This is a genomic window from Lysinibacillus sp. K60 (assembly GCF_019731275.1).
In the GTDB taxonomy this organism is placed as follows: domain Bacteria; phylum Bacillota; class Bacilli; order Bacillales_A; family Planococcaceae; genus Lysinibacillus; species Lysinibacillus capsici.
On record NZ_JAASJR010000001.1, the window covers coordinates 626938 to 638689 of the forward strand.

Genomic DNA, 11752 nt, shown 5'->3' on the forward strand with positions numbered 1-11752 from the left:
GGTAGCGCTATCAATTTAGCGCTACCCATACTATAACTTACTTCTTAATTTTAGGAATATTGTGATAATAATGTGAATTAACAGCATTTTGTTCATAAAGTTTATGTGGAAATAAAGTATCGTCGCTCAGGACGCCCAACTGTGCCATAAGTCAGTTCGGTATAGACCTGCTTTTGTGTAACTAAAAATTCTAAATAACGACGAGCAGTGGAACGGCTGACACCGATATTCTTTCCCAATAGCTCAGCTGTACTACCATTCTCCATTATACTTAAATGGTTGATAACATGATTCATAGTTGTTGGATCTATCCCTTTTGGTAATAATAACGGTGTTTCTAGAGGGGTGGATGAACCTGCTTTTGGCCAAAGATATTGAATTTTTTCTTGTGTAAATTTTTCATTATTTTTCAGCAATAGATACTTGTAACGGAATTTTTCTATACTCTCTTTTAGCTGTTCGAATGTAAATGGCTTTAAAATGTAATCAGTAACATTTTTCCGATAAGCTTTCTGTACTATATGTGCCTCTGTAGCTGCGGTAATCAAAATAATACTACTTGTTGGGCTCACTTCTTGGATTTTATCAATTAAATCTACTCCCAGTATATCTGGCAAAAAGACATCGAGTAATATAAGGTGTGGTGAAAATGATTGAAGCCAATCTAAAGCTTCTTCTCCCGTGCTTGCCCGTGCAATTACTGTAAAGCCTTCAATTTTTTCTAAAAAACGACAATGTACATCTGCTACACGTACATCATCTTCAATTACCAGCACTTCAATATTGTTCATGGATCATAGTCCCCCTTTTGCTAATAGATACGATAAATAGGGCACCTCCTAAATCTCCTTCTTCAAGAGCAAGAGTACCGTTTAAATCATGGATACTGGAAATGACTTTCCTTAATCCATAGCCTCGATGTTTACTATCTTTCGTAGAAATATTTTCTGAAAATAGCACGTCTAGTTTTTCTTGTGCTAAACCTTGTCCAGAGTCCTCGACCTCAAAGATAATTTCCTCTCCATTATCAAATATAAAAAGCCTAATAATTGGTTGTCGCTCTTTGTTTTTTTCGACCTCTTCAAAAGCATTGGTTAATAAATTTCCCATTATAGAAATAATTAAGCTTTTTTCGATGCTTTCAGGAAATGTTTCTAAATAACTATCCTCATCAAAAACCAACTTGATCTTTAATTCACGTGCACGATTAAAAAATCCGATAATTAAACCATTCAAAAAAGGGTCTTTTACACGCTTTGTTATAAATTGGGTTAGAGAAGAATGTCCTTGTGCCTCTTTATGAATAATAGACAGTGCTTCATCAGATGCATTTAATTGAATAAGGCCGGATATTGTGTAAAGGACATTATTAAACTCATGTGTTTGGGCACGTAAAGCCTCTGTATATTGTTTTACTTGTGATAATTCGATAGCCATTTGCTCTATTTCTGATTGTAATCGGAAACTTGCAACTGCGCCGACAACTTGACCATTCACCTTCATAGGTACACGGTTAACAATAATTTCATGACCGTTAACAATCATCAATTTATCAAGTTGTTTTTCACCCTTCATTAATACGTTAAGCAGATGTGTGTTTGGTATATGCTGCTCGATATTATCGCCAATAATAGAAGCTGAATCCGTTAAATGTAAGATTTTTGCGGCAGCATTGTTTAGGGTCGTAATTTCACCTTTCTGATTTACCGTAATAATAGCTTCACGAACTGATTCAATTAAAGTATTTTTTTCTGTTAATAGACTGGCAATTTCACTTGGCTCTAGATTAAAAATTTGCTTTTTAATGTTTCGGGATAAAAAAATAGAGCCGATAATACCAATGCCTAGTGCAATAACCATCGTATAAAAAATATTATCAAGGTATAAAAAATATAAGCGATCTAATTCACTTGTTAAGTAACCAATTGAAACAACACCAATAATCGATCCATTTGAGTCTAAGATAGGTGCCTTCCCACGAATGGATTGTCCCATTGAACCATTTGCAATGGAAATATAAGACTCACCGTTGATTAATGCTCGGTCATTATCATCTCCGACCATTGATTTACCAATACGGTCAGCGATAGGATGGGTGTAGCGTATGCCATTTTTATCTCCTATTACAACATAAGTAGCTTTTGCAGCAAGCAAAATCTCTTTGCTAATTTTTTGCAGACTTTCGGAAGGATTATTTGTATGAAACGCTTCAATTACATCCCCCCTGCTAGCCGTTGTTTCCGCCAAATATAGTGCCCGGTTCCCAATTTGTGTTTGCAATGCATCAGATATGGTCATATAAAAGAGGATGCCTGCTAAAATAACAATAATAAAAATTAAAAAACTACTGTAATAGGCAAAGCGGGCTTGGAGTGTTAATGTTTTAAAGAAAATAGTGAATCCCACCTTTGTGTTTATTTTGGAAATTTTGGTCATTGATAATACTAGTAATCTTTTGTAATTTTCGATTATATAAAAAAATTTCGAAATTTGCTAGATGATCATTAAAAAAGTGATTTGAAGTGGATAGACACAATATAAAAATGTTGAAAAGTCATAATCATAAAAAGTAAAATCATGAAGTTCTTGTAGAATAGGACTTTTAATACTGTTTCATAGAATTGTTTGGATATTTCTGTATTTGATTATTATTTTTCTAAAATTACAATAGACAGAAAATTCCTACAGATGTAGAATGAACGATATAGGGGGTGAAAAGTGGCGAAATGTTGAACGAAAATTTAGCTGCGTTATTGTTACGAGTTGTTCGGATTATTGTGCAAATTGGTATACTTACTATTTTCTATTACATGGGGGTTGGCATTGTTTCTTATTTGCACATACCTCTTCCAGGAAGCGTCATAGGCTTACTTTTATTAGCACTTTCACTCAATTTTAAAATTATTAAGGTCGAATATATACAAGATGGAGCAGGTTTTTTAATTGGCATCTTAACGTTGTTTTTCATTCCAGCAACGGTAGGTGTTATTGATTATCCAGAGCTCATGTCAATCACTGGTCTGCTCATTATTTTAGCAATTATTGCTAGTACATTAATCTCTATTTATGTAACAGGACTGCTGACACAGCTCATCGAGAAAAGAGAATTGGCCAAAAAAGAAAGCTCGAAGACTCCTGTGGAAGAAGGAAAGGGGGAATTAACTGTTGATTGAATTAACAGTTGTCCTTAGCACCATCATTATGTTTATTTTATTTACAAAGCTCTATCAACGATTTCCCCATCCTATCATGATTCCCTTGGTCACGACTACGATTGTCAGTGCAGTGGTTTTACTTGTGTTTGATATTCCATATTCAACTTATATGCAAGGTGGGGAGTGGCTTCAGAAAATGCTTGGGCCAGCTGTTGTGGCACTTGCATATCCTCTCTATAATCAACGAGCAATTATTATGAAATATAAGTATTCAATTTTATCAGGGCTTCTAATCGGCATGATAACAGGCTTAGTGACAATTTTTGTGTTACTAAAATGGATCGGTGTAGAACCTAGCTGGATGCTGACAGCCTTACCTAAATCGTTAACAACGCCTGTTGGGATGCAGGTGAGCGAAACGATTGGAGGCATTCCTCCTTTAACTGCTGTTTTCGTTATGATTGCAGGGTTTGTAGGGGCCATTATCGGACCGTTAGTCATTAAGTATGGCAAAATCGACTCTGCTGTGAGTAGGGGAGTGGCAGTAGGAAGTGCCTCACATGGGGTAGGTCTTGTGAAATTAAGAGAATATGGGGAACAGGAATTATCAGTTGGTTCATTATCAATGGGCTTAACGGCTGTTATCGGAGCCTTCTTCTGCCCTTTATTTGTGTATTTATTTTTATAATAGAATCGTGGAAAAAGGAGCTGTCTCAAAACGAATGGAAACAAATTCTTTGTTGTGAAAAAAATAGTTATTTCTAGAAGCAATTATTCATTATGAAATGAATTTAAAAACACTTCAGATAGTATTCTATTATAGCTATTTTGTAAATGAAGAGAATGTTTTCTGGTTGTGTTCAACAAAAAGAATATACTCACATTTTAAATATAAAAGCTAGCCCTTCTTATTGAAGAGCTAGCTTATATTTTTTAGAAAATTGGCTTACGTTCTTTGATAACACGAATTGTTTTTAATGTTGTATCCTCTGGTCCTTGAACGGGTAAACCTGCTTCAATATTCATTTGAATATAATGAATATTTTCTTGAGTAATTATTTCCCCGGGAATAAAAATAGGAATCCCAGGAGGATACACCATAATAAATTCTGCACAAATACAGTTATCTGCTTCTGCAAGGGGAACGACTTCTGTATCTGCATAAAAAGCATCACGCGGAGACATGGCAAGAGCTGGAATTTCCGGCACATTTACTAAAGCCTCTGTTATAGCCGCTTCAGAATCAAATGCTTTTGACATACGAGTTAAAGCATTTATTAAAAGATTGATTTCCTTTTTTGTATCTCCTAAAGTCACTAAACATAAGATATTATAAAGGTCAGACAATTCTACTTCAATATTGGCATTATAACGCAACCATTCCTCAGCTCGATGACCAGAAATACCTAAATCTTTCACACTAATCAGAAGTTTTAATGGATCCATATCATAAGTTGCAGAAGAATGTAACTTTTCCTTGCCAGCACACTTTAAATGTGGTATTTGATTGATGCGTTTACGAGCGTCCTTTGCTAAACGTAATGCATCGTCAATTAAATCGTATCCATGAATGGCTAGCTGACGTCGAGCTGTGTCAAGTGAAGCAAGTAATGGATAGGATGTCGATGTAGTTGTTAACATAGAAAATACAGCTTGTACACGTTTTGCAGAAACAAGACCCTCACGTACATTTAAAATAGATGTTTGTGTCATGGAGCCACCAAGCTTATGAACGCTTGTTGCTGCCATATCAGCACCTGCTTCCATAGCTGAATATGGAAGGTCATCATGGAATTTTATGTGTACACCATGCGCTTCATCTACTACTACAGGAATATTACGGTCATGAGCAATCTCCACAATACGCTTTAAATCAGCTGTAAAGCCAAAATATGTTGGATTAATAACAAGTACTGCCTTTGTATCTGGGTAAGCATTTAATGCTTTTTCAACAGCTTCAGGGGATATGCCATGAGAAATCCCATATTCGCTGTCAACTTCAGGATGAATAAAAATTGGAATGGCACCAGCGAATACAATCGCCGACATAATAGATTTATGAACATTCCGTGGCACTAGAATTTTATCACCTGGACCGACGACGGTCAGAATCATCGTCATGATGGCGCCACTAGTACCTTGAACGGAAAAGAATGTATGATCAGCACCAAAGGCTTCAGCTGCTAAGTTTTGCGCTTCTTTTATAGCACCCTTTGGTGAATGTAAATCGTCTAGTGGAGCAATATTAATTAAATCAATTGATAAAACGTTGTCGCCGACGAATTCACGGAACGCAGGATCCATCCCTTGCCCTTTCTTATGGCCTGGAATATGGAACTGAATGGGATGTCTGTTCCGATGTTTTAGTAATACGTCGAACAATGGAGTCTCTAATTGTGACAACGCAGGTACCACCTCACTTTATAATATCTAAGAAAACAAATGAATTATAGCACCTAACGACACGAAAAAATAGGCTTTTCCTAAAAAATAAAAGGATTTTTTTCAGGGTACCGAGAAAATAGTATTGAACGAAAGGGGAGGTACTATGAATTGGAATACACGTGTGACGGATCTTTTACAGGTTAAATACCCAATTATTCAAGGGGGATTAGCCTATTTAGCATATGCTGATTTAGCCGCAGCTGTGTCGAATGCTGGTGGTTTAGGGCAAATAACGGCTATGAGTTTACGAGATCCTGAATTATTACGAGCAGAGATCCATAAGGTACGAACATTAACAGATAAACCATTTGGCGTAAATTTTGCGATTGGCATGCATGGTACAGGCTATGAGGATATGGTGCGCGTTGCAATCGAAGAAGAAGTTCCAGTTGTTACAATGACGGGGGGAAATCCAGCGCCTATATTTAATTTGCTGGCAGGCACAGCTATAAAAAAATTAGTACTTGTAGCTGCTCGTAGACAAGCACAAAAGGCTGAACAGCTTGGAGCAGATGCTGTAATGGTTGTGGGTCAAGAGGGTGGCGGTCATCTGGGGCGTGATGATGTCGGTACAATGGTTCTTGTTCCCCAAGTGGTTGATAGTGTAAGTATTCCTGTCATTGCTTCTGGCGGAATTGGCGATGGGCGCGGCTGGATGGCTGCTCAAGCATTGGGAGCTGAAGGCATTGAAATGGGCACTCGTTTTATAGCAACACGAGAGTGTGTTGATGCTTCACAGGCTTATAAAGAGGCCCTAGTTGCAAGTACTGAGGCAGATACAACCATTATTAAGCGCTCAATTGGTGCACCAGCTCGTGCATTACGCAATGACTTTACTGCAAAGATTTTGGAAATTGAGGAAAAAACACCAACATATGAAGCGTTGAAAGAATATATAAGTGGTTCAGCAAATAAACGCTTTATTTACGATGGTGATAAGAATCAGGGCTTTGGCTGGGCTGGACAAGTGACTGGAATGATTCACGATATTCCAACCGTTGATGACCTTATTAAGCGAATGGTTGCAGAAGCTGAAAGTATACGGTTAAAATGGGGGCAATAACGTAAAGGTGGTTTTGTCGAATGGAATACTCTTATCCGTTTTCAACTGATTGGTCCACAGAGGAGATTGTGGATGTTATTCAATTCTTTGAGGGAATTGAGAAAGCTTATGAAAAGGGCATCAAGCGTGAAGTTATGCTAGCTAAATATCGACGCTTTAAAGAGATTGTTCCTTCCCAAGCAGAGGAAAAATCAATTTTTCGTGAATTTGAAGAGGCGAGTGGCTACATTAGCTATCCAGTTGTAAAACAAACAAAGGAAGCCGAAGATGGAATGATTATAAAAGTTTCCCCAAGAAATGGCCGTTAAAAAAAGTGGATGTGAGATCAACTCACATCCACTCTTTATTTTTTGTGTTAAAAAACGACATAATGCATAAACTACATCAATAAAAAACTTTATAAGGTTAGCCTATTTTCCAACAATAATGTTGTAAAGAGGAAGTAAGCTGTTAAATGTGTCCTCTGTTAATTGATGTAATTCGCTTGCTGTTAATTTGGTTGCTTGTTCTTTTGCAATATGACGGCCAATTAAGAATTCACCCTTTTTGACATCTCGTAGGCGAATAAGAAGTTCTTCAAGCTTGTCTTCTTTTGCCACTTCGAGAGAAACTGCCTCAGGGGACATATGATCTCCTGACACGATAAAATCATCTGGAAGCTGTTCAATTAAAGATTTATGAGCTAGTAAACGCTCAGCCATAACATTTTTTTGAGGCGCTTCATAAATAATAGCTAAGACGATGAATAAATGTGTGTGCCATAGACCAATCTGAAAGTGAGGCAATGATTTATAACCTCTTTTATAAGGTGCGAAGGCAACCCAGCTATCTTTTGGAGGGTTAACAGTTCTTCGAGCATGTTTAGCCACATGCGGGAAGAATTCTTCACCTAATTGACTAGAGAAATATGCAGAAAAATCTTCACCTAGCTGATTGAATTTTGGACGTACATGTAAATTTAAAGCATCCATTCTCTGTTCTAAACCGTCTATTGTAAAAACCTTAAAGTCTTTGTTTGTCCACTTTATTTTTGGCAATTTTATTTTACTCCTTTCGTTTTATAAGGTTTATTTTACGCTGAATTTGGGAAAAAATCTTATAACAAGAACTTTATCAAATGAGCAAAGTTTTTGTAAAAAAATTAAAAAAAGGAAGTGTTTTTTATGAAACCGTTCGTAAAAATTATACGTAAAGTTGACATTGAAAAGCAATATGAGCATATTTTACAATTAGAATTAGATTATGAATTAGCTTCACTTTTTGCAGCAATGAATGAAAAAAATGATATCGAAATTGAAAAAAGTAAAAAACGTCTGGCAGAAATTCAGATGGAACTTGAAAGTTTGCACGCCTATGCGTAATCAAAATCTAATACCCATTTAAAAAATCACTTGCTGAATATTCCGACAGCAGGTGATTTTTATTGTGACAAAGGGTAAAATAGAAATTATATCATAAGGTAGTACTAGGTTTTATATAGCAAAAGTTGTGAAGTAGTGGGAAAAGGTATCATAAACATACGGGAGCGATTAATATAGAAGGCCTTTTCTTATATTCGAAGGGTGGGTTATGAGTGGATTTACAACAAATTGATAAATTTGCAAAAGATATTATTTTTGAAGCTGGGCGACGTATTCGGGAGGCTTTTTCGTATAATCTAGTAATTGAGACAAAATCAGGTGCAAATGACCTCGTTACCAATATTGATCGAGAGACGGAGTTATTCTTTATTGAGCAAATTAAAGCTTTTGATCCAACCCACAAAATTCTAGGGGAAGAAGGAATGGGCGAACAGGTTAAATCACTAGACGGTGTAGTTTGGATTATTGATCCAATTGATGGAACGATGAATTTTGTTAAACAGCATCGTCATTTTATGATTTCTATCGGTATTTTTGTCAATGGCGTAGGAAAGCTAGGTTACATATTTGATGTTATGCGGGAGGATTTATTTAGTGCCATCGAGGGGCAAGGGGCATGGTATAATGATTCACCATTGCGTAAACTACAGTCTGTTACAATGGAGGAGTCAGTCATTGGCATAAATGCACATTGGGTCGCACCTAACCGACATATTCACCATGAAAAAGTGATTGATATGGTTCGTAAAGTTCGCGGTACACGCTCCTATGGCTCCGCAGCAATGGAAATTGCATTTGTTGTAAGTGGCAAATTAGATGCCTATGTCTCTATGCGTTTAGCACCATGGGATATTGCAGGAGGGACCATCATTGCTCAGGAAGTTGGAGCAGTTGCTACAAATCTACATGGTGAAGGCTTTGATTTCCTTCATCAGGATACATTTATTATTGCTAATCCCGCTATTCATAAAGAATTATTAAAAAAATATATAGTGCCATATGAATAAAAAAGAGCCGTCTATTTATTAGACAGCTCCTTTTTATGTTCTTTAAAGTAATCCTTGCGCACGTAGTTTACGCTTCATTTTAAAGGCTGTCATGAAAATGACACAAGTAGCCACAATACCAGCTATTACACCAAATACATTACTAGCTGCAACAGAGTAGCCAATAGAGCACATTGCTAATACAGCTGCCAATGCATAGATGGCCATTACGATTTTTGCACGATTCATAGCCTAGCCTCCTATATAAAAAATTTGTCAATCAAATATATTTTTTAGAATGATGGAAATTCTAATAAGGACATTTCTATCCTTCTTGTGCTATAATATCACAGTTAAACATTCGAAAAAAGAATATGGAGTGGAATAATGACAAACTTACGTCAAGATCTTCGCAATATCGCAATTATCGCCCACGTTGACCATGGTAAAACTACTTTAGTCGACCAACTATTAAAACAATCAGGTACATTCCGTTCAAACGAACATGTTGAAGAACGTGCAATGGACTCTAATGATATTGAACGCGAACGTGGTATTACAATTTTAGCAAAAAATACTGCAGTAAACTATAACGGAACACGTATTAACATCCTTGATACGCCTGGACACGCCGACTTCGGTGGTGAGGTAGAACGTATTTTAAAAATGGTAGATGGCGTTTTACTAGTTGTCGATGCGTATGAGGGTTGTATGCCGCAAACACGCTTTGTACTGAAAAAAGCGTTGGAACAAAAGTTAACACCGATTGTAGTTGTAAACAAAGTTGATAAAGACTCAGCTCGTCCATTAGAAGTAGTAGATGAAGTATTAGAATTATTCATCGAGCTAGGCGCTGATGATGATCAATTAGATTTCCCTGTTGTGTATGCATCAGGTGTAAACGGTACAGCTTCTCTTGATGCTGATCCAACAAAACAAGAAGAAAATATGCAATGTCTATTTGAAAAGGTAATTGAAGCAATTCCTGCACCAGTAGACAACTCAGTAGATCCATTACAATTCCAAGTGGCATTACTTGACTACAATGATTATGTTGGTCGTATCGGGATTGGACGCGTATTCCGCGGAACAATTGAAGTAGGACAACAAGTTGCTTTAATGAAGTTAGATGGGACTGTGAAACAATTCCGTGTTACGAAACTATTTGGTTTCTTTGGTTTAAAACGTGAAGAAATCCAATCAGCAAAAGCTGGTGACTTAATTGCTGTTTCAGGGATGGAAGACATCAATGTTGGGGAAACAGTATGTCCGGTGGAACATCAAGAAGCTTTAACACCATTACGTATTGACGAACCAACATTACAAATGACTTTCTTAGTGAATAATTCACCGTTTGCAGGTCGTGAAGGGAAATGGGTAACTGCTCGTAAAGTAGAAGAGCGTTTACGTTCACAACTTCAAACGGACGTATCTCTTCGTGTAGAAGATACAGATTCACCAGATGCATGGACAGTTTCTGGTCGTGGTGAGCTACATTTATCAATTCTTATTGAAAATATGCGCCGTGAAGGCTTTGAACTACAAGTATCAAAACCTCAAGTTATCATTCGTGAAATTGATGGTGTAAAATGTGAACCATTTGAACGTGTACAAATTGATGTTCCAGAAGAAAATGTAGGTTCGGTTATTGAATCGATTGGTACGCGTAAAGGTGAAATGTTGGATATGGTGAACAATGGCAATGGCCAAGTACGTTTAACATTCCTTGTTCCTGCACGTGGTTTAATTGGATATACAACAGAATTCATGTCTATGACGAAAGGTTTTGGTATCATTAACCATACATTCGATTGTTACCAACCATATATTCCAGGCCGTATTGGTGGACGTCACCAAGGTGTTCTTGTATCAATGGAAACTGGTAAATCGACAACTTATGGTATGATGCAAGTAGAGGACCGTGGTACACTATTTGTTGAGCCAGGTACTGAAATTTATGAAGGTATGATCGTTGGTGAAAATACACGTGATAATGATATCACTGTAAACATAACAAAAATGAAGCAAAAAACGAATGTTCGTTCTGCGACAAAAGATGCAACAAACGTTATTAAAAAGCCACGTCTATTAACACTAGAAGAAGCATTAGAGTTCTTAAATGATGATGAGTATTTAGAAATCACACCAGAATCTATTCGCCTTCGTAAACAAATTCTAGATAAAAATGAACGTGAAAGAATAGCGAAAAAACTAAAAAACGCTGAACAATAATTTTTTGCTTCCACGAAAGGAAGAGGAGTCTTGGATCTGAAGTCCGCTTTATTGGGTGAACTAAATGTTATTCAAGTTGCTGCACAGACAGGTACAGATGAAACAACACGAGTTTATGGGAGAATGGCTGGTATCACTAGATTTTTATATGAAAATTTACCAAGCTATGAAATAGCAGGTTATGTTGTATTTCTTCTTGTATTTGTACTTTCTGCCATTGTCTATAAGCTAGGCTTTGCCAAGAAATTAAAGTTATCTCAAAATATTATTATTTATGCGTTCCTATTTTTAGGTTGTATCATGCTTACATTCTTCGCCCTATTCTTACCAATGATTGAAGGTCTGATTGTAGCGGCCTTAATTCTAATTGTCTATAAAACAAGACTATGGCGTGAAAAAAGAGAAGAGCAACAAGCTACCAATCAATAACAATTACGTACTTTATAATAAGAACTTTTTATCTGTTAGTAACAGTCTTAGCGGTTTTAAAGCTAAGGCTGTTTTTTTGTA

General features: G+C 36.6%; 13 protein-coding genes. 8 read left to right on the plus strand and 5 right to left on the minus strand.

Annotation, left to right across the window (positions count from 1 at the left end):
* Positions 1 to 101: 101 nt before the first annotated feature.
* Both HCH28_RS03030 and HCH28_RS03035 read right to left on the minus strand, forming a co-directional pair.
* Positions 102 to 791 (minus strand): response regulator, encoded by a 690-nt coding sequence (locus HCH28_RS03030; RefSeq protein ID WP_221679669.1) that lies wholly within the window; start codon positions 789 to 791, stop codon positions 102 to 104.
* Complete coding sequence (locus tag HCH28_RS03035; RefSeq protein ID WP_255600437.1) at positions 778 to 2436, minus strand: ATP-binding protein; 1659 nt, start codon at positions 2434 to 2436, stop codon at positions 778 to 780. The genes HCH28_RS03030 and HCH28_RS03035 overlap by 14 nt, the downstream gene beginning before the upstream one ends.
* A 290-nt stretch (positions 2437 to 2726) precedes the next feature.
* Here HCH28_RS03035 and HCH28_RS03040 point away from each other — a divergent pair, with 290 nt between their 5' ends.
* Together HCH28_RS03040 and HCH28_RS03045 are read left to right on the plus strand one after the other, a co-directional pair.
* Positions 2727 to 3173, plus strand: a complete 447-nt coding sequence (locus HCH28_RS03040; RefSeq protein ID WP_255600439.1) for a CidA/LrgA family protein — start codon at positions 2727 to 2729, stop codon at positions 3171 to 3173.
* Positions 3166 to 3843: an LrgB family protein gene (locus tag HCH28_RS03045; RefSeq protein WP_221679672.1), complete on the plus strand. Its 678-nt coding sequence runs from the start codon at positions 3166 to 3168 to the stop codon at positions 3841 to 3843. Before HCH28_RS03040 ends, HCH28_RS03045 begins: the two co-directional genes overlap by 8 nt.
* Before the next feature lie 245 nt (positions 3844 to 4088).
* Here the strand turns inward: HCH28_RS03045 and HCH28_RS03050 are convergent, their stop codons facing one another.
* Positions 4089 to 5558 (minus strand): aminotransferase class I/II-fold pyridoxal phosphate-dependent enzyme, encoded by a 1470-nt coding sequence (locus tag HCH28_RS03050; protein WP_004224764.1) that lies wholly within the window; start codon positions 5556 to 5558, stop codon positions 4089 to 4091.
* Positions 5559 to 5703: 145 nt separating this feature from the next.
* Between HCH28_RS03050 and HCH28_RS03055 the strand changes: the two genes are divergently transcribed.
* Together HCH28_RS03055 and HCH28_RS03060 are read left to right on the plus strand one after the other, a co-directional pair.
* Complete coding sequence (locus HCH28_RS03055; RefSeq protein WP_221679673.1) at positions 5704 to 6663, plus strand: NAD(P)H-dependent flavin oxidoreductase; 960 nt, start codon at positions 5704 to 5706, stop codon at positions 6661 to 6663.
* A 20-nt stretch (positions 6664 to 6683) separates the two neighbouring features.
* Complete coding sequence (locus HCH28_RS03060) at positions 6684 to 6971, plus strand: UPF0223 family protein (protein WP_221679675.1); 288 nt, start codon at positions 6684 to 6686, stop codon at positions 6969 to 6971.
* A 102-nt stretch (positions 6972 to 7073) separates the two neighbouring features.
* On the opposite strand, the gene HCH28_RS03065 is transcribed toward HCH28_RS03060, so the two are convergent.
* A complete protein-coding gene (locus HCH28_RS03065) occupies positions 7074 to 7700 on the minus strand; it encodes a YktB family protein (RefSeq protein WP_221679677.1) in 627 nt (208 codons plus the stop codon).
* A gap of 126 nt (positions 7701 to 7826) precedes the next feature.
* Here HCH28_RS03065 and HCH28_RS03070 point away from each other — a divergent pair, with 126 nt between their 5' ends.
* Entirely contained in the window at positions 7827 to 8024 is a 198-nt protein-coding gene (locus HCH28_RS03070) for a hypothetical protein (protein WP_026023402.1), read from the plus strand.
* Between the two features lie 212 nt (positions 8025 to 8236).
* Positions 8237 to 9031, plus strand: a complete 795-nt coding sequence (locus HCH28_RS03075) for an inositol monophosphatase family protein (RefSeq protein ID WP_221679679.1) — start codon at positions 8237 to 8239, stop codon at positions 9029 to 9031.
* A gap of 42 nt (positions 9032 to 9073) precedes the next feature.
* Here the strand turns inward: HCH28_RS03075 and HCH28_RS03080 are convergent, their stop codons facing one another.
* Complete coding sequence (locus HCH28_RS03080; protein ID WP_004224770.1) at positions 9074 to 9259, minus strand: DUF5325 family protein; 186 nt, start codon at positions 9257 to 9259, stop codon at positions 9074 to 9076.
* Positions 9260 to 9397: 138 nt separating this feature from the next.
* Here HCH28_RS03080 and typA point away from each other — a divergent pair, with 138 nt between their 5' ends.
* Positions 9398 to 11242, plus strand: coding sequence for a translational GTPase TypA (gene typA, locus HCH28_RS03085; protein ID WP_221679680.1), 1845 nt, complete (start codon positions 9398 to 9400; stop codon positions 11240 to 11242).
* Positions 11243 to 11272: 30 nt separating this feature from the next.
* Positions 11273 to 11671, plus strand: a complete 399-nt coding sequence (locus HCH28_RS03090; protein ID WP_004224772.1) for a YlaH-like family protein — start codon at positions 11273 to 11275, stop codon at positions 11669 to 11671.
* Positions 11672 to 11752 lie beyond the last annotated feature (81 nt).